At 69.6% G+C, this 23,411-nt stretch carries 16 protein-coding genes and 3 pseudogenes; 11 read left to right on the top strand and 8 right to left on the bottom strand.

Translation table 11 applies throughout. The features are described from left to right. Nucleotides 1-69: 69 nt before the first annotated feature. Both acnA and ABT170_RS10445 read right to left on the bottom strand, forming a co-directional pair. The gene (acnA, locus tag ABT170_RS10450; RefSeq protein ID WP_329942516.1) at nt 70-2,784 is read right to left on the bottom strand and encodes an aconitate hydratase AcnA; all 2,715 of its coding nucleotides are present in this window, start codon (nt 2,782-2,784) and stop codon (nt 70-72) included. A gap of 440 nt (nt 2,785-3,224) precedes the next feature. Then, nucleotides 3,225-3,878 carry a TetR/AcrR family transcriptional regulator gene (locus ABT170_RS10445; RefSeq protein ID WP_351865785.1) on the bottom strand — a complete coding sequence of 218 codons (654 nt, stop codon included), beginning with the start codon at nt 3,876-3,878 and terminating at the stop codon, nt 3,225-3,227. Nucleotides 3,879-4,143: 265 nt separating this feature from the next. Between ABT170_RS10445 and ABT170_RS10440 the strand changes: the two genes are divergently transcribed. Next, nucleotides 4,144-5,658 (top strand): serine hydrolase domain-containing protein, encoded by a 1,515-nt coding sequence (locus ABT170_RS10440; protein WP_351865782.1) that lies wholly within the window; start codon nt 4,144-4,146, stop codon nt 5,656-5,658. 222 nt (nt 5,659-5,880) lie between these two features. Here the strand turns inward: ABT170_RS10440 and ABT170_RS10435 are convergent, their stop codons facing one another. After that, nucleotides 5,881-6,963 carry a DNA polymerase III subunit beta family protein gene (locus tag ABT170_RS10435; protein ID WP_351865779.1) on the bottom strand — a complete coding sequence of 361 codons (1,083 nt, stop codon included), beginning with the start codon at nt 6,961-6,963 and terminating at the stop codon, nt 5,881-5,883. 302 nt (nt 6,964-7,265) lie between these two features. On the opposite strand from ABT170_RS10435, the gene ABT170_RS10430 reads away from it, so the two are divergent. Next, entirely contained in the window at nt 7,266-8,795 is a 1,530-nt protein-coding gene (locus ABT170_RS10430; protein WP_329942512.1) for a helix-turn-helix domain-containing protein, read from the top strand. A 937-nt stretch (nt 8,796-9,732) separates the two neighbouring features. On the opposite strand, the gene ABT170_RS10425 is transcribed toward ABT170_RS10430, so the two are convergent. Continuing rightward, nucleotides 9,733-10,368: a helix-turn-helix transcriptional regulator gene (locus ABT170_RS10425; protein WP_329942511.1), complete on the bottom strand. Its 636-nt coding sequence runs from the start codon at nt 10,366-10,368 to the stop codon at nt 9,733-9,735. A gap of 223 nt (nt 10,369-10,591) precedes the next feature. Here ABT170_RS10425 and ABT170_RS10420 point away from each other — a divergent pair, with 223 nt between their 5' ends. Genes ABT170_RS10420 through ABT170_RS10410 form a run of 3 tightly spaced genes read left to right on the top strand, consistent with a single transcriptional unit; the run spans nt 10,592 to nt 14,873 of the window. Beyond that, nucleotides 10,592-12,373: an amidohydrolase gene (locus ABT170_RS10420; RefSeq protein ID WP_329942510.1), complete on the top strand. Its 1,782-nt coding sequence runs from the start codon at nt 10,592-10,594 to the stop codon at nt 12,371-12,373. Nucleotides 12,374-12,375: 2 nt separating this feature from the next. Then, nucleotides 12,376-13,737, top strand: coding sequence for an ArgE/DapE family deacylase (locus ABT170_RS10415; protein WP_351865774.1), 1,362 nt, complete (start codon nt 12,376-12,378; stop codon nt 13,735-13,737). Continuing rightward, the gene (locus ABT170_RS10410) at nt 13,734-14,873 is read left to right on the top strand and encodes a nitrilase-related carbon-nitrogen hydrolase (RefSeq protein ID WP_329942508.1); all 1,140 of its coding nucleotides are present in this window, start codon (nt 13,734-13,736) and stop codon (nt 14,871-14,873) included. Before ABT170_RS10415 ends, ABT170_RS10410 begins: the two co-directional genes overlap by 4 nt. On the opposite strand, the gene ABT170_RS10405 is transcribed toward ABT170_RS10410, so the two are convergent. The 3 genes from ABT170_RS10405 to ABT170_RS10395 all read right to left on the bottom strand — a co-directional run bounded on the left by ABT170_RS10405 (nt 14,837) and on the right by ABT170_RS10395 (nt 17,371). Then, complete coding sequence (locus ABT170_RS10405) at nt 14,837-15,448, bottom strand: TetR/AcrR family transcriptional regulator (RefSeq protein ID WP_351865771.1); 612 nt, start codon at nt 15,446-15,448, stop codon at nt 14,837-14,839. The genes ABT170_RS10410 and ABT170_RS10405 overlap by 37 nt on opposite strands. 194 nt (nt 15,449-15,642) lie before the next feature. Continuing rightward, on the bottom strand, nt 15,643-16,413 hold the full coding sequence (locus tag ABT170_RS10400) for a MerR family transcriptional regulator (protein WP_351865768.1): 771 nt from the start codon (nt 16,411-16,413) through the stop codon (nt 15,643-15,645). A gap of 28 nt (nt 16,414-16,441) precedes the next feature. Continuing rightward, a complete protein-coding gene (locus tag ABT170_RS10395) occupies nt 16,442-17,371 on the bottom strand; it encodes a DUF2268 domain-containing putative Zn-dependent protease (protein WP_351865766.1) in 930 nt (309 codons plus the stop codon). A 251-nt stretch (nt 17,372-17,622) separates the two neighbouring features. Between ABT170_RS10395 and ABT170_RS10390 the strand changes: the two genes are divergently transcribed. The 4 genes and pseudogenes from ABT170_RS10390 to ABT170_RS10375 all read left to right on the top strand — a co-directional run. After that, nucleotides 17,623-18,711 carry a Dyp-type peroxidase gene (locus ABT170_RS10390; protein WP_351865763.1) on the top strand — a complete coding sequence of 363 codons (1,089 nt, stop codon included), beginning with the start codon at nt 17,623-17,625 and terminating at the stop codon, nt 18,709-18,711. Between the two features lie 282 nt (nt 18,712-18,993). After that, complete coding sequence (locus tag ABT170_RS10385; protein ID WP_351865760.1) at nt 18,994-19,482, top strand: hypothetical protein; 489 nt, start codon at nt 18,994-18,996, stop codon at nt 19,480-19,482. Nucleotides 19,483-19,511: 29 nt separating this feature from the next. Continuing rightward, nucleotides 19,512-19,786 (top strand): annotated as a pseudogene (locus ABT170_RS10380) (helix-turn-helix domain-containing protein); the annotation flags it as partial. Between the two features lie 8 nt (nt 19,787-19,794). Then, a pseudogene (locus ABT170_RS10375) lies at nt 19,795-20,669 on the top strand (tyrosine-type recombinase/integrase); the annotation flags it as partial. 761 nt (nt 20,670-21,430) lie between these two features. On the opposite strand, the gene ABT170_RS10370 reads toward ABT170_RS10375, so the two are convergent. Continuing rightward, entirely contained in the window at nt 21,431-21,934 is a 504-nt protein-coding gene (locus ABT170_RS10370) for a GNAT family N-acetyltransferase (protein WP_351865757.1), read from the bottom strand. A gap of 462 nt (nt 21,935-22,396) precedes the next feature. Between ABT170_RS10370 and ABT170_RS10365 the strand changes: the two genes are divergently transcribed. Together ABT170_RS10365 and ABT170_RS10360 are read left to right on the top strand one after the other, a co-directional pair. Then, the gene (locus tag ABT170_RS10365) at nt 22,397-22,915 is read left to right on the top strand and encodes a hypothetical protein (protein WP_329940601.1); all 519 of its coding nucleotides are present in this window, start codon (nt 22,397-22,399) and stop codon (nt 22,913-22,915) included. An 86-nt stretch (nt 22,916-23,001) separates the two neighbouring features. Then, a pseudogene (locus ABT170_RS10360) lies at nt 23,002-23,411 on the top strand (DUF4097 family beta strand repeat-containing protein); the annotation flags it as partial.

Here is a 23,411-nt window from a genome sequence, read left to right as displayed (position 1 = left end):
CCGCCGCGCAACGCGGAGGGGCCGCACCCCGTCACCGGAATGCGGCCCCTTCTGATGCTGCGGGCCGACCTACTTGCGGATCAGGCTGCGGAGCACGTACTGCAGGATGCCGCCGTTGCGGTAGTAGTCCGCCTCACCGGGGGTGTCGATGCGGACGACACCGTCGAACTCCACACCCGTGTCGGTGGTGACCTTGACCGTGCGCGGCGTGGTGCCGTCGTTCAGCTCGGTGACGCCGGTGAAGGAGAAGGTCTCCTCGCCGGTGAGGCCGAGCGACTCGGCGGTCGCGCCCTCGGGGAACTGGAGCGGGAGGACGCCCATGCCGATGAGGTTCGAGCGGTGGATGCGCTCGTAGGACTCGGCGATGACGGCCTTGACGCCGAGGAGCGCGGTGCCCTTGGCCGCCCAGTCGCGGGACGAGCCGGAACCGTACTCCTTGCCCGCCAGGATGACGAGCGGGGTGCCCGCGGCCTGGTAGTTCTGCGAGGCGTCGTAGATGAACGACACCGGGCCGTCGGCCTGGGTGAAGTCGCGGGTGAAGCCGCCCTCCGTGCCCGGCGCGATCTGGTTGCGCAGACGGATGTTGGCGAACGTGCCGCGGATCATGACCTCGTGGTTACCGCGGCGCGAGCCGTAGGAGTTGAAGTCACGGCGCTCGATGCCGTGCTCCGTGAGGTACTTGCCGGCCGGGGTGTCGGCCTTGATCGCACCGGCCGGGGAGATGTGGTCGGTGGTGACCGAGTCGCCCAGCTTGGCGAGCACCCGGGCGCCGGTGATGTCCTCGACCGGGGTCGTCTCCATCGTCATGCCCTCGAAGTACGGGGGCTTGCGCACGTAGGTGGACTCGGAGTCCCACTCGAAGGTGTTGCCGGTCGGGATCGACAGCGCCTGCCACTGGGCGTCGCCCGCGAAGACGTCCTGGTAGGACTTGTTGAACATGTCCTCGCCGATGGAGTTGGCGACGACGTCGTTGACCTCGGCCTCGGAGGGCCAGATGTCCGCGAGGTAGACCGGCTTGCCGTCCTGGTCGGTGCCCAGGGCGTCCTTGGTGATGTCGACCTTCATCGAACCGGCGATGGCGTACGCGACGACCAGCGGCGGGGACGCCAGGTAGTTCATCTTGACGTCGGGGTTGATCCGGCCCTCGAAGTTACGGTTGCCGGAGAGCACCGAGGTCACGGCCAGGTCGTGCTCGTTGACCGCCTTGGAGACCTCGTCCGGCAGCGGGCCGGAGTTGCCGATGCAGGTGGTGCAGCCGTAGCCGACGAGGTTGAAGCCGACCTTGTCGAGGTACGGGGTCAGGCCCGCCTTGTCGAAGTAGTCGGTGACGACCTTGGAGCCCGGGGCGAGCGTGGTCTTGACCCACGGCTTGCGGGACAGGCCCTTCTCGACGGCCTTCTTGGCCACGAGCGCCGCGGCGACCATGACGTACGGGTTCGAGGTGTTGGTGCAGGAGGTGATCGCGGCGACGGTGACGGCGCCGTGGTCGATCTCGTACGTCGAACCGTCGGGGGCCGTGACCGTGGTGGGACGGCTCGGGACACCGTTGGAGGCGGCCGGGGAGTCGGAGGCCGGGAAGGACTCCTTGCCCGACTCCTCGTCGTCCGCGACGTAGTTGCGCACGTCCTGCGCGAACTGCGCCTTCGCGTTGGCGAGGACGATGCGGTCCTGCGGGCGCTTCGGGCCGGCGATGGAGGGGACGACCGTGGAGAGGTCGAGCTCCAGCTTCTCGGAGAAGTCGGGCTCGGCGGCCGGGTCCAGCCAGAGGCCCTGCTCCTTGGCGTACGCCTCGACGAGGGCGACCTGCTGCTCGTCGCGGCCGGTCAGGCGCAGGTACTTCAGGGTCTCGTCGTCGATCGGGAAGATCGCGGCGGTGGAGCCGAACTCCGGCGACATGTTGCCGATGGTGGCGCGGTTCGCGAGGGAGGTGGCGGCGACGCCCTCACCGTAGAACTCGACGAACTTGCCGACGACGCCGTGCTTGCGGAGCATCTCGGTGATGGTCAGCACGAGGTCGGTGGCGGTGGTGCCGGCCGGCAGCTCACCGGTCAGCTTGAAGCCGACGACACGCGGGATGAGCATGGAGACCGGCTGGCCGAGCATCGCAGCCTCGGCCTCGATGCCGCCGACGCCCCAGCCGAGCACGCCGAGGCCGTTGACCATGGTGGTGTGCGAGTCGGTGCCGACGAGGGTGTCGGGGTACGCCTGGCCGCCACGGACCATGACCGTGCGGGCCAGGTGCTCGATGTTGACCTGGTGCACGATGCCGGTGCCCGGGGGGACGACCTTGAACTCGTCGAAGGCGGTCTGGCCCCAGCGCAGGAACTGGTAGCGCTCCTTGTTGCGGCCGTACTCCAGCTCGACGTTCTGGGCGAACGCGTCGTTGGTGCCGAACTTGTCGGCGATGACGGAGTGGTCGATGACCAGCTCGGCCGGGGCCAGCGGGTTGATCTTCGCCGGGTCGCCGCCGAGCTCCTTCACGGCCTCACGCATGGTGGCGAGGTCCACGACACAGGGGACGCCGGTGAAGTCCTGCATGATCACGCGGGCCGGCGTGAACTGGATCTCCTGGCTGGGCTGGGCCTGCGAGTCCCATCCGCCCAGCGCCCGGATGTGGTCGGCGGTGATGTTCGCGCCGTCCTCGGTGCGGAGCAGGTTCTCCAGCAGTACCTTCAGGCTGTAAGGGAGGCGCGCGGAGCCCTCCACCTTGTCCAGCTTGAAGATCTCGTACGACTCGTCGCCCACGCGCAGCGTGCTGCGGGCGTCGAAGCTGTTCGCCGACACGACAGTCTCCTTCTTCAATGTGCGCGTACTACCGCGCCGCGCCTCATTGGCGGCCGGCGCCGCGTGGTGCCGCCTCCGGCCCCGACCATCCGCTAAGGTAAGACTTAGTTAGGTAACCCTTACCAAGCGGCGGCTGCGGTACGCCTCGGCAGATATCTCGATGTCGAGATAACTCTAGTACATCGCCGCCGTCCGGTCATGCCCGGGCGCCCCCGACCGTCCGCATCCATTCGGGGCGTTCGCCGGGCGGACCGGTCCGCTTTCCCCTTCCACCGCGTACGGGACGACCTCCTCCGCATACGGGGCAGACCCGGGCGGACTCCCCCGCATACCGGGCGGAACCCTCTCACGTACGGGGCGGACTCCCCCGCGCATGGGGCGAGCCCCCCTGCTTTGGAGCGGGCCCTCCCGCATGCGGGGCAGGCTCTCCCGCATACGGGTCAGGCGTCGGGCCGCTCGGCGTACTGGCCGCACTCGCCGGTGAATACCGCCGCGAGCTCGTCGGCGAGGACCGAGGCCACCAGCTCACCCGCGGCCACCCCGTTCACCCCGGCGGGATCCCGGTAGACCTGCATCGCGAGGCCTTCCGTCACGGCGGTGAGCCGGACGGCCGCGGGCCAGGGATCCAGATCCGGCTCGACCTCGCCGCACTCCTTGCCGTTGCGAACGGCCTGCGCGATGTCCTCGCGCAGCCGCCGCGCGGTCTCGATGTCGACCTCGGCGAGGGCGGGCGCGTCCAGGGCCCGGCCGGCGAACGCCCTGGTGACACGGAACTCGGCGCGGCGCCCGTCGTCCAGGGGAATGAACTCGGCCATCGCCTCGCCCAGAACCTGCGAGATGGGCCGCCGGTGCGCGATCCCCGCCCGGATCCGCTCGTCGGCCCGGATCCGGATGCGCGCGGTGACCGCGTTGAACGCGTGGAGCAGCATCTCGTCCTTCGTGCGGAAGTAGTGCTGCACGAGTCCGACCGACATCCCGGCGGCGGCCGCCGTGCGGGCGACCGTCACGGCGTCGAGCCCGTGTTCCGAGATGAGTTCACACACGGCGACGGCGATCTGGCGTCGGCGTTCTTCATGGTCCGCGGTCCTGGGCACTTGATAACCGTACCAGCGTACGGTAAAAACCGTATCGCCATATGGTTATCCGTCCCGCCTTCGACAACGGTGAGGAAGTCCCATGCGCAACCGCCCGCGGTGCGCCACCGCGAACACGGTGGTCCTTCTGCTCTGCCTCTTTCTCTGCACTCCGGTGGCCACGACTGCCTCCGCAGCCACTTCTGCCTCTGGTGCCTCTGACACCCCTCCCGCTTCGGGCACTTCGGGCACTTCCGCCGCCGCGGCTGCCGCCTCGGGTGATGTCATGTCCGACCGCTATGCCGCGATCGACGCCTATGTCCGCGACCGGATGCGGGCCACCCGCACGCCCGGAATCTCCTACGCCGTGGTCGGACCCGACGGCCCGGTCCATCAGCGGTCCTGGGGCAGGGACGGACGGGGCGAGCGCGTCCGGGCCGGAACACCGTTCCTGTGGGGGTCGGTCGCCAAACCGATCACGGCGACCAGCGTGATGACCCTCGTCCAGGACGGGCGCCTGCGCCTCGACGACCGGGTCGTGGACCATCTGCCGGGCTTCCGGTTCGGCGGCGCGGCACACGCGTCCGGGGTCATGGTCCGCCATCTCCTCAACCAGACCAGCGGACTGCCCGAGTCGGCCACGTTCGAGGTCGCCGACTGCCTCGCCGCCGACTGCCCCCGCCCGGCGGAACGCCTCGGTGCTCTGGACGGAGTGCGGCCTCTCGGGCCGCCCGGGACCACGTACGCCTACACCAGCGCCAACTATCTGGTCCTCTCCGCCCTGGTCGAGTCCGTCACCGGGCTCCCCTTCGCCGAGCATCTCAGACGGAGCGTGCTCGACCCGGCGGGCATGGACGGCGCCATCGCCGACCGGGCCTCGGCCCGGGAGCGGAATCTGTCCCCGGGGCACCGGCTCCTGTGGGGCATACCGTCCGCGACGGTCGACGGCATCGACGACCACGGCGCGGCCTACGGCTACACGGGCGGCGACCTCAACGATCTGGCCGCCTTCGCCTCGTTCCAGCTCAGATCGGGCAGGACCGCCGGGGGCGAGAGCGTCCTCACTCCCGAATCCGTACGGCTGATGCGTGAGGAGGGCAGGCTCCGGCCCACCGGCGCCGGGACCGGATACGGAATGGGCTGGCGGGTCGGCGGCCTGGACGCGCCGCTCGACGACGCCCTCTGGCACACGGGCGCGACGCCCGGCTACGCGGCGATGCTGTTCCTACTGCCGAAGCTGGACACCGCCATCGTGCTGGAGCAGAACCTGTACGGCCTGCTCCAGGACGAGGCGATCATGCAGGTCGGATTCGGTGCCGCCCGGATCCTGGGGACCGGCGCAACTCCCACGAGCAGCCCATCCGCCGCTGTCTATTACGCGACCGTCTGGGGCACCACCGCCCTCGCCATGACCCTGCTGCTGGCGGTCGCGTGGCAGGTCGGGCTCCTCCGCCGCCCGGTCACGGCAGGCTCCCGCCCTCGCCGCGCCGCAGCGACCGCCCTCTGGTACCTGGCAGGCGCGGCCCCGGTGGCCGCGTCGGTATCCGCGGTCGCCCTGATAGGTCCCGACCAGCTGATGAACTGGGTGCCCGACACCTTCGTCGCCGTGTGCGTCGCGGCGGCAGCCGGCGCCACGACGCTCGCCCTGCGCCTCACCCTGACGATCCGTTCCTGGCGCGCGGGCCGGCTTCCGGTTCCGGTTCCGGTTCCGGTTCCGGTTCCGGGGCATGGACAACGTCCTGGTCCTGGTTCTGGTTCTGGTTCTGGTTCTGGTTCTGGTTCTGGTCGGGGAGTCGGCTGATGCCGGCGAGGTAGTGGGCGGCCACGCGGCACTCGTGGTCGTCGGCGGCCGGGTCCCACGCGCGCCGGAAGAGAGCGTGCGCCTCGGCGTTACGGGCTTCCGCCTGGGCCCGCTTGCCCCGGGCACACAGGCCTGCGACGGGATGGGCGGGGCCACGGTCACTCCTATCCGCACAAGGAGCGGGGGATGTTCGAGTTTTGACGGGCTGGTCGAGGGACGGTGCTACGCCTCGGCCCCGGCGTCGCGGACCGGCATCACCAGGGTCGTGAAGCTGCCCTGGTCGGCGGAGCGGACGACCACGGGGCGGACCGGCGACACGATCTCCAGCAGCACATCGGGCCCCACAGCGGCGTCGAGCGCCGAACGGAGCAGCTCGGCGTCGAAGGCGATGCGCAGCGGTGGCCCCGTGCACAGCGCGGGAAGCGTGGTGGCGGCCGATTCGCCGACGGTGAGGGTGAGTTGCTGCTCGCCGGTGCGCAGGACGACCGGGGTGCCCCGCGTACCGGTGGCGTCGAGGGCGGCGCCGAGTGCGGCGCGGGCCGTGATCACCCGGTGCGGGGCGTCCGGCAGATCGTCGAGGATCATCCGGTAGTCGGGGAACGTCTCGTCGACGGTCGGCAGAGCCCGTGAGTCTCCCCCGCCACGCAGCCACGCGCCGTTCCGGTCCACTTCGATGCTCACGTCCGGCAGGCGTACCGCCCAGGCCGCGAGATCTTTCATCTCCCGTGCGTCCACGAGGACTTGGTACGCATCGCCCTCCACGGAGGTGGGCCGCAGGGCTCGGACGGCCAGGCGGTAGCGGTCCGTGGCCACCAGACGTACCTCCTCGCCACCGAGCTCGATCAGGACACAGCCGAGCGCCGGAAACTCCTCCCGCGCGGCAGCGGACCCCACCGACGGGGCGACCTGCCGTACGGCACCGGCCAGTTCCGCCCCTCCGACGCGCGCCTTCACCCGCCGCGTCCCGGCGGGCAGGTCGTGGAGGATCGCCGCGATCGCCGACTGCGCCGATGCCGCCGTCTCCCGCACCCTTCCGGCATGCTCCTCAAGGACGGCACGGGCCTCCTCATCAGTGCCGTCGAGCACCACCGAGGCATCGCCGAGCGGCACCCCCGCGGCCCGCAGGCGCCGCGCCAGCACCGCACGGGCCACCTGGTCCGGGGCGTAGTAGCGGTACCCCGTCGCCACGTCCACGTGGGCGGGGCGCAGCACGTCGCAGTCGTCGTAGAATCGCAGTGCGCTGGGTGCCAGTCCGACCCGGCGCCCGAAGGCGCCGATGCTCATCAATGCGTCGATGTCGTCCATGAACGCGATTGTCGGCGTTCAAGCAACTTGAAGGTCAAACCGCCCGCGCCGGACACGGGCGGGGCCCGGACGGTGAGCCGGCCCGCCGGCTTCCCGGACGGCCGCCGGGTTCGCGGAGCACCCTGATGGGCGCACACCACGGGCCGGGCCGGGCCCGCGGCAGGACGATGGGTGAGGACCGGGTCCGGATGTGGGCGCACGGCTGCCCGCCGATGCGGGTGAGCGGCCGTCACCCGCCCGCTCGTCACCCGAACGCACACCCCCGCGCGATCTTCATCTCATATCTGAGATAGCCTGTCGACATGTCAGACGATTACCTCGTACGCATCGGCAAGCTCATCCGTGACGCCCGTCAGCACCGGGGCTGGACACAGACACAGCTGGCCGAGGCGCTCGCCACCAGCCAGAGCGCCGTCAACCGCATCGAGCGCGGCAACCAGAACATCAGCCTTGAGATGATCGCCCGCATCGGTGAAGCCCTCGACAGCGAGATCGTGTCCCTCGGATACGCCGGGCCCATGCATCTGCGGGTCGTCGGCGGCCGTCGCCTCTCCGGCGCCATCGATGTGAAGACCAGCAAGAACGCGTGCGTCGCGCTGCTGTGCGCGACCCTGCTGAACAAGGGCCGCACGGTCCTGCGCCGCGTCGCCCGGATCGAGGAGGTCTTCCGGCTGCTGGAGGTGCTGAACTCCATCGGCGTCCGCACCCGTTGGATCAACGACGGCGTGGACCTGGAGATCGTCCCGCCCGCCCAGCTCGACATGGAGGCGATCGACGCCGACGCCGCGCGCCGGACCCGCTCCATCATCATGTTCCTCGGCCCGCTGCTGCACCGTATGGACCAGTTCAAGCTGCCGTACGCGGGCGGCTGCGACCTCGGTACGCGCACCATCGAGCCGCACATGATCGCGCTGCGCCGGTTCGGCCTGGAGATCGCCGCCACCGAGGGGCTCTACCACGCGCAGATCGACCACTCGGTCACGCCCGGCCGGCCCATCGTCCTGACCGAACGCGGCGACACGGTCACCGAGAACGCCCTGCTGGCCGCCGCCCGGCACGACGGCACGACCGTCATCCGCAACGCGTCCTCCAACTACATGGTCCAGGACCTGTGCTTCTTCCTGGAGGCGCTGGGCGTACGGGTCGACGGCGTCGGTACGACGACGCTCACCGTGCACGGCGTTCCGCACATCGACGTCGACGTGGACTACTCCCCCTCCGAGGACCCGGTCGAGGCGATGAGCCTGCTGGCCGCCGCCGTGGTGACGGAGTCGGAGCTCACGATCCGCCGGGTGCCGATCGAGTTCCTGGAGATCGAGCTCGCGGTGCTGGAGGAGATGGGCGTCGACTGCGACCGCACGGCGGAGTACGCCGCGGACAACGGCCGCACCCGGCTGGTGGACCTGACCGTGCGCCCCTCCAAACTGGAGGCGCCGATCGACAAGATCCACCCGATGCCGTTCCCCGGCCTCAACATCGACAACGTGCCGTTCTTCGCGGCCATCGCGGCCTCCGCGCACGGCCAGACCCTGATCCACGACTGGGTCTACGACAACCGGGCCATCTACCTCACCGACCTGAACCGGCTGGGCGGCCGACTGCAACTCCTCGACCCGCACCGGGTCCTGGTCGAAGGCCCCACCCGCTGGCGCGCCGCCGAGATGATGTGCCCGCCCGCACTGCGGCCCGCGGTGGTGGTGCTGCTGGCGATGATGGCGGCGGAGGGCACCTCCGTACTGCGCAACGTCTATGTCATCAACCGCGGTTACGAGGATCTGGCCGAGCGGCTGAACTCGGTGGGCGCCCAGATCGAGATCTTCCGGGACATCTGACGTACGGACCCCGTCGCACTCTTTCTGACCTGCGAAGACACGGGTCAAATGGGGGTGTGACGGCGTCTGCGCGACGGCCTTGAGGGCTTCTGTCGTCGCCGGGAGGAAGGCACTTCCTGCGCGAAGGGCATCGGTTCACGGCCACGGCTCGTGGTGTCCGACGGCGGGTCGGGGGCGGTCGGACACGCCGGAGCACGTCCGCCGGCGGACCTCGCCGCAGCGACCGGGCCGAGAGCGGCGTACTCCGCCGTCCTCCGGCCGCTTCGGCCGCGTGGCACCCGGCCGCGCCCCAGGCCGGATATCGCCACCGCGCTCACCGTGGCGACGCCGGACTGGTGCGGGTCGGGCGAGGTGCGGGGCGCAGTGGAGGTCCGGGCCGCCGCATGCGCATGCGCCCGGTTTTCTCCGACTGGAGAAAACCGGGCAACGGCGATAGGCTCGCCACCATCGGGCCGGACCGCAACGTCGGGGACGACGCGGCCGACCCGCCCCGAGGGCAGGCGAGGAGGTGCACCGATACGGGGGCGGGAGTCCCGGGCGACGCCCGTGGGTCGGGGCGACCCGATCGTGGTGCCCACCGGACGGCCATCGGTTGCCCACTGATCGGCCACCGCTCGGCGCCGGCGCGGAACCGGAAACGCCGCCGGTCCAATGTGTTTCGCGTGCGCTTTTCCGTCGCGCGCAATTCGGCGACATGCGTGGGAAATTGCGTTGGCGGGCCGAAATTCTTTCTGCGGCATCCGGGATCCGACCGAGTACATTTCCGGGACGGCGCACGCTTCACACGGACTTCGTTTCTTCGTCCGGGTTCGGTAATGTGCGATGCCGTCCGCCCCAACATTCGAGGATTTCGCGCCGATACGTCTCCGGTGTACGCGCCGGCGGGCACGGGAAGCGTCTTTTCCGCCCGCCGGCCCGCGCGGCGCGTGAGCGACCGCTACCCGTCGTCCCGCAGTCGCGCGATCAGTTGTGTCCGGGAACGGACCCCCGCCTTCTCGAAGACGTGCTGCACGTGCGTCTTGACGGTGGCCACGCTGATGAACAGCGCGGCGGCGATCTCGGCGTTCGCGGCGCCCTCGCAGACCAGGCGGACCACCTCGCGCTCGCGAGGGGTGAGTCCCCACGCGGCGAACGGCGGCCCGGTCTCGACGGGGTGGCGGGCGGCCTGGAACGTGTGCTCCAGGAACGCATGGACCTTGTCAAGAAATCCCAGGTCGGACGGGGTGAACTCGCCGAGCTCCGCAGTCCGCAGCAGGGACAGACCGCCCACGATCCGCGCACCGCTGTAGAGGTAGAGCTCCGCCTCGTGGCGGAACCCGAGCGGCGCCATGAAGCGGCGGTAGTACTCGCCGCACTCGTATCGCTCCGGCAGGTCCCGCATGGTCACCAGCGGTCGGCGGGGGCCGGCGAAGCGCCGCGGGTGGAACGGGTCGAGGCGGTGGTAGTGCGCGGTGTAGCTCCGGTTCTCGACAGGCCGAATCCGGTGGAACGCGTGATCGACGGCGTTCAGTCGCGCGTCGACGGAGTAGAAGACGATTCCGGAGGAGCTCACCATGTTCGCCAGAAACGTCATTGCCTCGGCCTTGAAGCTCCGGAGGTCTTCGTTCTCGGGAAGAAGTCGCATCGTTGTCGCCACAACCTCGAAGCGGATGTGCGCGATTCTAGCAGGAATCCGGAAAATCGAAACAGGTGCGATCTCATACATTGGAATGATGTTCGGGGTCACGGGACTGGCATAGCTTCGCCCCGGCGATCGGGAATACCGGTCGCAGCGGAGGAAGGGAATGCCCGAGGAAATGACTGGGACCACGGCAGAGCCGGCCACTGGGCCGACCGGCAGGACGATCATCACCGGCGGGCGCGTACACACCCTCGACCCGGCCGCCCCCGAAGCCGAGGCCATCGTGCTGGAGCGCGGCCGGGTACTCGCTGCGGGGCAGGAAGACGACATGCTCGGCCTCGCGGGTCCGGCCGCGCACCGGATCGAGGCGGAGGGCGCCTGGGTGGTGCCCGGCCTGATCGACACTCACCCGCACGTGCTGCACTTCGGGGGACTCACGGGCGGCCTGGTCGACCTGACCGACGCCGTCGACCACGCCGACATCATCGAACGGATCCGGGCCAGGGCCGCCACCACGCCGGCCGGCAGCTGGATCATGTGCACCCCGGTCGGCGAGCCGCACTACTTCATCCGCCGTTCCGAACGGGATCTCGCGGAGCGACGACTGCCCGACCGCCACACGCTGGACCGGGCCACCACCGACCACCCGGTGCTGATCCAGGCGTGGGCGCCCAAGATGCCCGCCGTGGTGGCGTTCAACAGCGCCGGACTGCGCGCCGTGGGGCTGACCGGCTTCCTGCCGGACCGGGTCTGCGACGTCGAGATCGGCAAGGACGAGCACGGCGATCCCACGGGCATCCTGCGCGGCCCGGTCACCAACTACTACACATACGACCCGTTCTGGGGTCAGATCCTGATGAAGCTGCCCGGTGCGGACCCCGCCGACGCGGTTCAGGGAACGATCGACGAGATGGCCCGCTTCACGGCCAGGGGCGTGACCGCGCTCTACGAGGCACACGCGATGGAGCCGGAGCACATCGACGTCTACCGCCGGCTGCGGGCCGCAGACGCGCTCACGGCCCGGGTGCTGGCGACCTGGGACATGGAATCGGCCATCTTCTATCCGTTCGATCCACTGAGTCTCGAAGCGTTCACCGAGCGCCTGCACCGCCTCGGCGCCCACTGCGTCGACCTCGAAGACGATCTGCTGCGGTTCAACGGCCTCACACTCAGCCCCGGCGGGCCATGCTTCTCCGGTCACTTCGCGACCCATGAGCCGTACACGGACCCGTTCGGCCGGCCGGCGCAGGGCACCCGCTTCATCACCCTCGACAAGGAGGAGGCGTTCGTCCGCCACTGCGCCGAGCACGGCATCCGCGCGAACGTGTGTCTGGGTGCCTACCGTGAGCACGACGAGTTCCTGGAGATCGCCGAACGCGTGGTGCGCGAGCACGACTTCCGGGACCGGCGCTGGATCCTTCAGCACGCCATGACCATCACCCCGGCTCAGGTGCGGCGCTACCGTGCCCTCGGCTTCCAGGTCACCACATCGGTCGGCTTCGCCTGGGGCAAGGGCGCGATGTACGGCGAGCGGATCGGCACCCACGTGTGGCGTGACCTGACGCCACTCAGGCGGCTGATGGACGCCGGCCTCGACCTCGCCGGGGGTACCGACTGGGGGCCGAAGAACCCCTGGGAACAGATCAAGCTCGCCCAGACGCACGAGTTCGCGGGCAGCGACCACCGCAACGACGGGCCGGACCAGGTACTCACCCGCGCCGAGGCGTTCGCGATGTGGACCACCGGCGCGGCCGAGGTGCTCGGCTGGTCGGACATCGGCGCGCTGGTCCCCGGCCACCACGCCGACATCGCGATCGTCGACCGCGATCCGCTGCGCTGCGACATCGACGATCTCCCGGGCACGACGGTGCTGCGCACGCTGCTCGGCGGGCGAACCGTACACGACACCGGTGACCTGCGGACCGTCGGCGACGAGCCGGCATCGACGGGAGCGTGACCATGAGCCAGAGCCTGAACCACGACAGCGGCATGTCCGGGTCCCCGGCGACGAGCACGCGCCAACGGGTGCTCACCCGGATCGACCTGCTGCGCGACGAGATGCTCGACACCCTCACCGCCGCGGTCCAGATCCCCAGCATCACCCCGACCTACCCCGGTGAGGTATACGCCGACCTGGTCGGCGCCGAGGGGGAGGTCTCGCGCCTGCTGGCCGACGTCTACGCCGAAGCGGGCGCCGAGACCGATGTCTTCGCCGTCGAACCCGGCCGTGACAACGCGGTGGGTGTGATCCGCGGTACCGGGGGCGGGCGTTCGCTGATCTTCAACGGACACGTCGATGTGGTCCCACCCGGGAACACGTCCGGCTGGCGCTCGGGCGACCCGTTCGACGGTGTCGTCGAGGACGGCTGGATCCGCGGTCGCGGAACCGTCGACATGAAGAGCGGTCTGGTCGCGCAGGCGTTCGCGGCCCGCGCGCTGCGTGAGGCCGGGGTGCGCCTGCGCGGTGACCTGATCCTCCAGGCGGTCGTCGGCGAGGAGAACCTGGAGAACCACCTCGGAACCTCCGCGGTGGTCGACCGCGGCTACACCGCTGACGGGGCCATCGTCTCCGAACCGACCGGCGGCAATTGGCCGTTGTCCGTCATGGCCGCGACCCCCGGCCTGATGGTGATGCGGATCGAGGTGGCCGGCAAGAGCTCCCACTCGTCGATGCGCGGGCGGATGCTGTGCCGCCCCAGCGCGAACGAGCCGGTCGCGGCCAGCGCGATCGACCGCGGCTTCGTGATCTACCAGGCACTGCGCCGGCTGGAGAGCGACTGGGCGGTTACCAAGTTCGATCCGCTCTTCGAGCCGGGGCACTTCACCCTCGCGCCCGGCGTCGTGGACGGCGGCGCGCGCCACTCCCGCAGTGGGGCGTTCATCCCCGACTCGATGAGCATGGTGTACGCGGTCTTCCACCCGCCGGGCGAGGACCAGGCGGACGTGCGCAAGGAGATCGAGGGCCACATCGCCCACGTCGCCGCCACCGACCCCTGGCTGCGTGAGCATCCGCCGGTGGTGGACTGGCCGTTGCGGTATCCGGGCTCACGCGTCGACGCGACCCATCCGCTCTGCGTCGCGGTCGCCGACGCCCGTGAACTCGCCGCCGTCGACACGCCGTTGGCGGGCCGTCCGCCGGTGGCGGCGTTTCCTTCCGCAGCTGACTCCACGTGGCTGTGCGCCTCCGGGATCCCCGCGGTCGGCCTCGGGCCGGGCGAACTCGCGATGGCGCACGCGTACGACGAGCGCTGCGCGGTGGACGAGATCGTCTGCGCCGCGCGTGCGTACGCGTTGGCCGCGATGGACTGGTGCGGATCATGAGCGAGCCGGTCGCACCGTACCTGACCGTCGGCCTGTCGACGGTGGTCCGCAGCATCACCTCGCGCGCCCAGATCGCGCACAACCTCGACATCGTCGAGGAGGCCGTGCACGCCGCGGTGTCCGTCGTCGGCATCAACATGCCGGTCAAGCTGATCGCTCTGGCCGAGGGCGCGTTGACCGGATTCGCGGACGAGATCCTCGACATCCCGCACGTCACCGCGGCCCGCGACCTGTTCATCGACATCCCCGGTCCGGAGACCGAGCGACTGGCCGCGCTGGCCCGGCACTACGACACGTACATAGTCGCGCAGTGCAAGGCGCGCTGGCCGGAGATCCTCCCCGACCGGTACTTCAACATGCTGTTCGTCATCTCCCCGGCGGGCGAGATCGTCCACCGCGCGGCGAAGAACCACGTATGGTGCCGCGAACGCTCCTGCACGCCGCACGACGTGTACGACCGCTGGGTGGAACTCTTCGGCGACGGCATCGACGCGTTCTACCCGGTGCTGCGCACCGACGACATCGGCAACCTCGGCACGATCTGTTGCAGTGACGGCGAATACCCGGAGGCGGTGAGGGCGTTGGCCCTCCAGGGCGCCGAGGTGGTATACCGCCCCAGCGAAGCGGTGCCCATGACCCAGGCCGGTCCGGACCCCGGAGGCACCTGGCTCCTGCAGAACCGGGCGCACGCCCACTTCAACAGTCTGTACATGGTCTGTCCGAACGCCGGACCGGTCTATCCGACGCCCGACTCCCAGCACCCCTACGACATCGCGGGCGGCAACGCCCATGTCGTCGACTTCCACGGGGCGGTGCTCGGGCACACCGTCTCCGGGTACAACTCCTTCGTGTCCGGGATCATCGACATCGAGGCGTTGCGGCAGTTCCGGACGATGAATCTCAACAGCAACTGGCTCAAGGACCTGCGCACCGAGCTCTTCCGGCGGATGTACGACGAACCGATTCATCCGGCCAACCTGTGGCTGACGGACGAACCGGTCCGGCACGCCGAGGCGGACGAGATCTACCGCGCGAACATCCGGCGGCTGGTGGAGCGGAGCACGTACACCCCACCGGCGCACGCGTTTCCCGGCGCACGCTACATCGCGCCGCCGGAGCCCGGTCCGACCAGGTAGCGCTCGATCGCCGGGAGCAGCCGGGTGTGCTCGAAGTCAGGGTCGGGAGCAGCCAGTTGCTCCAGGATGAGCCCGTTGAGCAGGGTCAGCAGGTGCGCGGCGTCCCCTTCGGGGTCGTCGGCGCCCGCGGCGGCCAGCTCGACCGCGAACGCCCGGCGCTGCGCGTCACCCCACGCGTCGAGGGCGGGGCGAAGGTGCGGGCGCCGGGCGACCTCCAGGAACAGTTCGTAGCGGGCGATGCACGCGTCCCGGTCGTCGTCGACGGCGCCGGCCAGGTAGTGCGCCAGGCGGACGGCGTGGGCGTGCGGTGTGGCGTCGGGCGCCGGGGACAGGCGGGTCTGTACCTCGACGATCTGACGTGCCGCCAGTCGGCGCAGGGCCTCGTCGAGGAGCCGGTCGCGGGTGCCGAAGTAGTACCGGGCCGACCCGTGGGTCGTGCCCGCCTCCTCGGCGACCGCCCGGTGCGTCACGGCGCGGGCGCCCTCGCGGGCGAGCAGTCGCACAGTGGCGTCGAGCAGGGCTTCGCGACGGGCGGCGCCGCGGGCCAGGCGCGGCTCACTGACGGGGTTGGGCATGGCCTCACTGTACGCGGGGCGACCAGCGGGGCCGCGGACGGGAAGGAGACCACGAGACGCCGCTCACCACCCCCTGCTCGGCGCACCCCCTGCTCGCGCACCGCCTCGGTGGCCGTGGGCCGGGGCGGCCAACGCCGTCGTGCGGATCGCCGAGCCGGTTGGGCCGCGCGTCGTGGCCGAACAGGACGTGGACGTCACCTGGACAGGCGCTCGACGTGCAGTCTCAGCGCATTCGCCGCGAACCGCGCTGCTTCTCGGGTACCGAAGATGCGGTGGAAGTCGGGGCTGGACTCGTACAGGTCGGCCATGCCGCGGACCATGTCGGCGGATCGGGCTGCGTCGCCGGCGTGGGTGGGGGTTCCCGGGATGTCGGCGAACCATGCCAGGTGAACGGCGGCATGCTGCTGAGCGACGGCGGAGTCGGGGGCGTGCCCGTCCTCGTGGAGTTCGCGCCATCGGGCGAGCAACGCTTCGGCGTCGGCCTTCCAGGCTTGCTGCTGGTGCACGGACTTGCCGTGCCACCACTGGTTCGAGGCCTCGAACGCCTCACGGCCCCATCGCTGGACGACCTCGGTCTCGTAGCGGTCGTTGAAGCCGTCGAGCATCACGTCCATGCGGGGCTCGCGGCCCCGGCGACGCATCTCAAGGGTGTGCTCGACCGCGGTAATGCGTCGTTCCAGAGCTTCGCGTTCCCGGGCGAGCTGACCCAGGTGCGCCTCCAGCGCGTCGATCTCCGCTGTCGGGGACTCGTGTGCCGCAAGGACGGAGGCGATGCCGGCCAGCGGCATGCCCGTGTCGCGCAGCAGGAGGATACGTTGAAGGCGTGCGACCGCGTCGGGCCCGTAGTAGCGGTAACCGTTGGATCCGACGCGGTCGGGTTCGAGCAGCCCGATCCGGTGGTAATGGCGCAGCGTGCGGCCGCTGATGCCCGCACGCTCGGCGAGCTCGTGCACGGTCCACTCCATCGTTGGCTCCCCTCCGGCGGTGTCGTACTCAGTCTCGCCGGGCGGGACGTGTCTGGGAACGGCCGGCGGACAGACCGAGCCGCGATGTGGCCAGGCGCAGGATGTCGCCCGCCGGAGTGTGGACGTTCTGCGCCGCGGTACCGCCCGTGGCATCGAGGTAGGCCCGGACCAGACGCGCGCCCGCCGCGTAGCCGGCGCCGGTGGGCAGACCCACAGGCTCGGCCCCGAAGAGCCGCGCACTGGCATCGCCGTGCACCCAGGCGGTGAAGTTCTGCATCCCGGTGACGTCGAGGCCGGTGGCGACCTTCGCCAGGACCTGGTCGTCGGTGCGGGTCGCCTCGCTCACGAAGTGGGTGTAGCCGGCGTCGCCGTACAGCTCGGCGGCGAACACGTCCGCGAGGCCCTCGGACACGACGTGCTCGCCCACCGTCACCGTCATCGGGTCCCAGACGATGCCGCCGGGCGCGTAGCGCACGTTGTGGTGCAGCTCATGGACCGCGATGGCCTCCAGCCGGTTCAGGACCAGCGGAGTGGGCCAGACCGTGATGGCGATGTATCTGCTGATGCCCCCGAAACCCGACATGCCCTGGACCTCGTCGACGAAGTGGGCATTGGTCGGGTCGCCCACGACCAGCAGGACCGTCAGGTCGGGCACGGCCACCGCGGGATCGGCGGCCCGCAGGCACACGATCGCTCCCTCGATCGCCTTCTCGACGCGGTTCCAGGCGTCGGCGGCGGCCAGGGCATCCACTGCGTCACGCACCTGATCGTTCGCGCTGTCCCAGTCGAACCCGAAGTTCTGCCGGTGCACCGTGGCCATGTCCACCCCGCCGGGGATGAAGTGATACATGCCCGCCATCGGAGCCCACATCCCGCGCACCAGGTCGGGACGCTTCGGCGGAGCCGCCGCCAGGATCCGGGCCATCGCCGAAGCGCTGTCAATCACTGAGATCGTCATGACACCCGACCGTAAACATTGTCGCTACGACAAGGTCAACCAACACCCCGCGCGCCCCGGTCGGGGAACCCCGACCGCCTCGGCTCGGGCCACATCCCCGGTCAGTACACGGTGGGTTCTTGTCGTCGGACCTGCCCTTGCCGAACGGTGGCGGCATCCACTGGTATTTCAGGGAACAGTCCGTAAAAGCGCTGTTGCGGGAGGACTTCGGTTGACAGGGTGCGAAGTGATGGGGCAACGGGCTCATCGGAGTGAGCGAGGTCGACGTGGTACGGCGAAGAAACCTGATGGCATCGGGTGTGGCGGTTGCCCTGGCAGGCGGAGGCGCAGCCGCCTACGGGTTGGCAGGCCGGGGAAGCACGGGTCCTGATGCTTCTTCCGGCGATTTTTCCGACATACCCGCCCAGTTGCGCGGACTCTTGCCGGAGCGGCACGCCGCGTTGATCGCGCTCGATATGGAACGGCCTCGGGGCGGGCTGAGAGAATTCGTGAAGCGGGTTCGCGCTGCCACCGAGCCTGGCGCATCTGTGGGGTTCGCTCTTGGGGCGACATTCTTCGGGCCCAAGGATTCACTTCCCCGTCAGCTCAAGGCGATGCCGCACTTCGCGGGCGATCTTCTAGAGCCTGAGATGTCGCACGGAGACCTTCTTGTGCACATCGCGGGCGACAGGGCCGCGGCGATACGAAGGACCGTCGAAGGCATCAGAAGCACCGCCTCCCCGCACGGGAATGTTCGGTGGCACATCGATGGCTCTCGTCCCGCCAACCGGGTCGAGGGCGGCAAGGGCCTGACCCGTAACCCGTTCCACTTCACCGAGGGCTTCGGCAATCCGGGCACCGAGAGGGAAACCCTCGACCGCGCGCTCATCACCACCGATCAGGACGAGCCCCAGTGGGCCGTGGGCGGCAGCTATCAGGTGGTGCGCATCATCCGGTTCGCGACCGACCTGTGGGACAAGGACTCGGTACGTGAGCAGGAACGGATCATCGGCCGCCGACGCGACGGGGGTTGGCTCGACGGCACACCCGTCGACGAGCGGCCGAACTATGCGGCCGATCCGACGGGCAGGCTTACGCCGCTCGATTCACATGTACGTCTCGCGGCCCCCGACCGCCGCAGCCCCCCACCGATCGTGCGACGCAGTTACAGCTACGACCGGGGCAACGGCGACACGGGGATCATCTTCTCCTGCTTCCAGCGAGACCTGACTCAAGGATTCGAGGCAGCCCAGAAACGCCTGGAAGGAGAATCCATGGCGAAGTACCTGCTGACCACGGGCGGCGGGTATTTCTTCGTCCCTCCGCCCGGTGACGGCTGGATGGACGCACTCACGCACTGAGCACGTCCCCGCCCGTCTCCGCGTGCAGCCGGACGGCCGCAGAAGAGCGTGCTGTCCTGGCGGGGGTGCTTGATAACTGGCGTGCTGTCAGCTGTGCGGGGGGACCGTGACGACGTGTGAGGATCCGCCTGTGGAGTGTGATGTGTACGGACCGGCGATATGTATGGACGGGCGATGTGGCGGTGGCCGGTGCGGCCGACGGTCCGGGAAGATGAGAGCTGGTCGGAGTCGGACGTGGGTGTGGACGGTGGCGGTTCCGACGACTGCTGAGAGACTCAAGTTATGGGATCTTGGCTAACGTTGGGGCCGGCGTTGTTGTCGTTGGCCGGTGTTGCGCTCGGCGCGGGCGGATCGCTGTTCGGCCAGTACCTTGTGTCACGAGCCGGCACTCGGCAGCTCGAAGTACAGGAGTCAGCTGCGCACCGGGCGGAGCTCAAGAACGCGGTCCTGAAGTTCCTGGGTCTTGCGTCGCGGGTGGAGAAGGCGGCGCTAGCGAGGTCGGGCGGTGGTGACACCGCGTCCGATGCCGAGCTCGATCAGCTCGTCGATGATCTGTGGCTGGCGCATGCGGAGATCGACTTGGCAGCGAGAACCGAGCCCCTGCGAGGCGCGGCCTATCGCCTTGCAGCCCGCCTGGCGGAGGCAGCCAGGGGCGGTATATCCGACGGGTCCGTGCTGCGCGGGTCGCAGGCGCAGTTCTTCGACGCGGCGTATGACGATATGTGGCCCGGCCATCGGCGGGCCCCTGGTGCTTCCGTGACGCCTCAGTGAGACGGCGTCACGGGTGGAACGATCTTGTCGTGGCTGGTGTGATCACGGCGTCAGAGCCGTCTTGGACAGCCCTGTTCAGCGGTTGAGCCCGCGTAGCTTCCGCAAGCTGATCACCGCGCTACGACGAGACGGCATGGATCCAGTGCGGCAAGGTCGCCCCTGAAGCCTGCCGCTGGAGGACCGCGTGCTGCTGGTCACCACGTATTGGCGTACCAACCTGACACTTCGCCAGTCGGCCCCGCTCTTCGGCATCTCGAAGCCCGCGGCCGACCGGATCATCGACCACCTCGGCAGCGTGGCTGCGTACCTGACCTACTGGCTGGAGACGTCGCCGTCGACCAGCTCCGCACCACCTGCCAGTGCTGCACGCGCGGCCTCGATGTCCGCCGCGACCAGCCCCGCTGCTGCGCCACCGGCCAGTGCTGCCACATGCAGCTCTCCCCACTGACGCTCACCTACATCCACTCCGTGCTCAAGTCCGCCCTGGAGCATGCCGTGTGTGAGGAGGAGATCCCGCGCAACGTCGCCCGCAACGTCCGCACCGGCACGCCCCGCCCACGCCGCTCCGAACCACTCACCGCTGACGAGGCCCGCCAGTTCCTCGCAGCCGCGCGCGGTGACCGCCTGCACGCACTGTTCGAACTCGCCCTCCGCACACCGGCCTCCGGAAAGGCGAACTCCTCGGCCTCCAGTGGGAAGACCTCGACCTCCAGACCGGCACTGCCAGCATCCGCCGCATCCTCCAGCGCACCCAGACCGGCGGCCTGACAGCCCTGCCCACCAAGACCCGAGCCTCCGAACGCCGCATCGCCCTCCCCAGCGAGTGCATCCACTCACTCAAGGAACACCGTGAGGTGCAGGAAGGAGAACGAGAGGCTGCAGCGGAGGGCTGGCGGGACAACGGCCTCGTCTTCAGCACGCCGACAGGAGGGCCGATCGATCCAGCGAACCTCAATCGCAGCTTCCGCGCCCTCCTCGATCGGGCAGGGCTCCGCCGCATCCGCTTCCACGACCTCCGCCACTCCACCGCCACCCTGCTCCTGGAACAAGGCGTCGAACTCGTCGTGATCAAGGAACTCCTCGGCCACGCCCACATCGGCGTCACCGCCACCGTCTACGCCCACGTCCGACTCCGCCTCCAGCGCGACGCCATCGACCTCCTCGGCCACGCCCTCGACCGTCCTTGACACACGCACGGCAACGGCGGCGGACACCAAGTGGTGTCCGCCGCCGTTGCCGTCATCTACTGCCGTCAAGCCGCAGAACGGCCCCTGTGGGCGACTCAGCCAGGGCGCGGATGATCCGCGTCGGGTTCTTTCCCTCTTGGACAGGGTGGCGGCGGCCATGTTTGTGGCGTCGTAGAGCCACTTGCCGTGGGGACCGCACAACAACAGCTTCCAGGGTCCCGGTGGGGCGTCGAGTCCCAGGGTCAGTTTCTTGCCCTGGGTTCCGGTGAAGGTGTAGCGGGCGTTCTGCCCCGCCGCGGTGATGGCCGCGGACTTCCTGCCGCTGTCGACGGTCAGGGATCCCGCCTGGGCATCGGGCAGCAAGGTCGCTGTCGCTTGACCCGCTGCGGGCGTGTCGGGCTGGACGAGCACCGTGTGCGTACCAGCCGTCAGAGGGGCCCGGAGCGCGGCATCGAACCCCGTTCCTGACATGGAGCCGAGGTGTACGGCCGCGCTCGCGCCCGGTGCCCAATGCGCGATAAGGCTTGCGCCGGCGAGGCTGTTGTCACGAAGGACCAGAGCGGCTCCCTCTCCGCTCTCCGCCTCGTACGTGAACTCCAACTGCTGACCTGGCCGCGTGATCTCTCCGCGCCCCGGTGGGCTGATCGACGGAAGCCCCCGCCACCCGGCCCGGTCCCGACCGGCCACCACTGCCGTCAAGACGCCGCAAGGCCTGAGCACAGGTGATCACGTGCGCGCGAAACCCGGCGCACGCCCTCGCGTCATGGCAACGGGCGCGTGAGCCATACCACTTCACCGCTGTCGTCCGTGGTCACGCGATCACGCTCGAACCCGAGCTTCTCAAGGACCCGGAACGACGGCGCGTTCCACGACCCGACCGTCGCCCAGAGCCGTTTCCGCCCGGTCGCGATGGCGGCGTCGAGCACCGCGCGGGCCGCCTCGGTGGCGTAACCGCGCCCGTGGGCGCGCTGGAACAGCTCGTACGCGATCTCGGGCTCCTCCACGGTGGAGCGGCCGATGATCAACCCGCAGTAGCCGATGAAGTCACCCTCGTCACGGCGCTGGATGGGCAGCAGGGCGATCCCCGTCGCCTCGGTCGCGCTGAGCAGATTCGCGATGGACGTCCTGATGTGCTCAACCGTGGGCGTCCCCTTGCCCCGTTCGGAGAGGAGGGCGCAGAACTCGGCGGCGTCGGAGTCGGCCCACGGCCGCAATATCAGCCGCTCGGTCTCAAGGTGATACGACATCGTCTCGTACGTAGACATGGCCCCACTCTGCCTCACGGGTCACTGCGGACCGCAGCTGGAGTGCGGGCGATGGGGCCGAGCAGTCACCGACCCCGCCGGTCTCCTTCAGGGCATCCGGACGGTGTACGCGGGATCCCTCCGGAACGTTGCGGCCGAGCGGAGGCACCCGCCGGAGCAGGTGCGGCTACACGCCGCGCCGCAAAGGCGCCGTGATGGCGCCATAAGCCGAACAGATCGGCGGGATGCGATGTGACCAGTGGCGCCAGACGCCTCATCCCGAACGATGGTGAGGCCCTCGAATGGGTTCGCGCGGCGGTCGTCGAGGCCACCCCGCGACAACTTGACACCGCCAGCCTCTCACCCATGCAAAGCCCCTGACCTGCAATGACACGGAACAGCACAGCCCAACTCCCTCACCCTGCGCCACCCATCGCACTCTTGGGCTTGCCAATGGCACCACAATGGTGCCACTATTGCGTCATGGACCTCACGCCGTACGTCGAAACGCTCCGCAGGGAACTCGCGGTGGCCGCCGAGGCCGGGGGCGAGGAAGCCCGCGAGCTGGCAGAGCTGCTGACCGCTCCGCTGGAGTCGGCCACCCGGCTGGCCATGCTCCACGTGCTCTCCGCCGCTGTGGACGAGATCACCCGTGAACTCGCCCCCGGTTCGGTCGACGTACGGCTGCGGGGCCTCGACCCCGACTTCGTGGTGGTGCTGCCGCAGCACGAGGACCGGAGCGGACCACTGGACGCACCGGCGCCCGCCCCGGCGCCGGTACCCGCCGGTACGGACACGGGCGGCGCCGCGCGCGTCAATCTGCGCCTGTCGGCCCAGCTCAAGACCCGCGCCGAGGAGGCCGCGAACCGCGAGGGCCTGTCGGTCAACTCGTGGCTCGTACGTGTCGTGTCGGCCGCCGTCGACGCGGGCGGCATCACCACCCCCCACACCTCCGAGAAAACCAGGGCCATCGGCCAGAGCTTCACGGGCTGGGTGCACTAGCGGCGCCCCGCCCCGTACTGCTTCACCCACCCAACACACGTCCCATCAGCGAGGGCGTGCCAGAGAGCCAAGAGGACGGGACAGCCATGCCTTCTTTCGACACTTCCCAGCCGATCTCGGTCACCGCCCGGGTGGACGCGGGATCCATCCAGTTCACCGCCGCCGACCGCACCGACACGGTCGTCGAGGTACGGCCCCGCGACCCGAAGAAGGACAAGGACGTACGGGCCGCCGAGCAGACCGAAGTCACCTGCGCGAACGGCGTCCTGACCATCAGGGCGAAGCAGCGCCATCTCATCGGGCCCACCGGTGTCGTCGATGTGACGGTCGACCTGCCCACGGACTCGCGCATCGACGTGACCGGGGCCTGGACCCAGGTGCTCGGCGAGGGCCGGCTCGGGGAGGCCCAGGTGAAGACCTCGTCCGGGGACGTCCGCCTCGACACGACCGGCCCGCTGAAACTGACCGCCGCCCACGGATCGATCACCGTCGACCG

It is taken from the genome of Streptomyces sp. NPDC001787 (genome assembly GCF_040297465.1).
Lineage (GTDB): Bacteria > Actinomycetota > Actinomycetes > Streptomycetales > Streptomycetaceae > Streptomyces.
The sequence above is the reverse complement of the archived record's forward strand: the minus strand, read 5'-3'. Positions and strand labels throughout refer to the sequence as shown.

Coding starts and splice junctions, on each gene's coding strand:
- ABT170_RS10425 (WP_329942511.1), bottom strand. CDS start 10,368: ATGACGTTTCTGGCGAACATGGTGAGCTCCTCCGGAATCGTCTTCTAC.
- ABT170_RS10430 (WP_329942512.1), top strand. CDS start 7,266: ATGTCAGACGATTACCTCGTACGCATCGGCAAGCTCATCCGTGACGCC.
- ABT170_RS10440 (WP_351865782.1), top strand. CDS start 4,144: ATGTCCGACCGCTATGCCGCGATCGACGCCTATGTCCGCGACCGGATG.
- ABT170_RS10415 (WP_351865774.1), top strand. CDS start 12,376: ATGAGCCAGAGCCTGAACCACGACAGCGGCATGTCCGGGTCCCCGGCG.
- ABT170_RS10365 (WP_329940601.1), top strand. CDS start 22,397: ATGGACCTCACGCCGTACGTCGAAACGCTCCGCAGGGAACTCGCGGTG.
- ABT170_RS10400 (WP_351865768.1), bottom strand. CDS start 16,413: ATGGAGTGGACCGTGCACGAGCTCGCCGAGCGTGCGGGCATCAGCGGC.
- ABT170_RS10435 (WP_351865779.1), bottom strand. CDS start 6,963: ATGGACGACATCGACGCATTGATGAGCATCGGCGCCTTCGGGCGCCGG.
- ABT170_RS10405 (WP_351865771.1), bottom strand. CDS start 15,448: ATGCCCAACCCCGTCAGTGAGCCGCGCCTGGCCCGCGGCGCCGCCCGT.
- ABT170_RS10410 (WP_329942508.1), top strand. CDS start 13,734: ATGAGCGAGCCGGTCGCACCGTACCTGACCGTCGGCCTGTCGACGGTG.
- ABT170_RS10420 (WP_329942510.1), top strand. CDS start 10,592: ATGACTGGGACCACGGCAGAGCCGGCCACTGGGCCGACCGGCAGGACG.
- ABT170_RS10370 (WP_351865757.1), bottom strand. CDS start 21,934: ATGTCTACGTACGAGACGATGTCGTATCACCTTGAGACCGAGCGGCTG.
- ABT170_RS10395 (WP_351865766.1), bottom strand. CDS start 17,371: ATGACGATCTCAGTGATTGACAGCGCTTCGGCGATGGCCCGGATCCTG.
- ABT170_RS10385 (WP_351865760.1), top strand. CDS start 18,994: ATGGGATCTTGGCTAACGTTGGGGCCGGCGTTGTTGTCGTTGGCCGGT.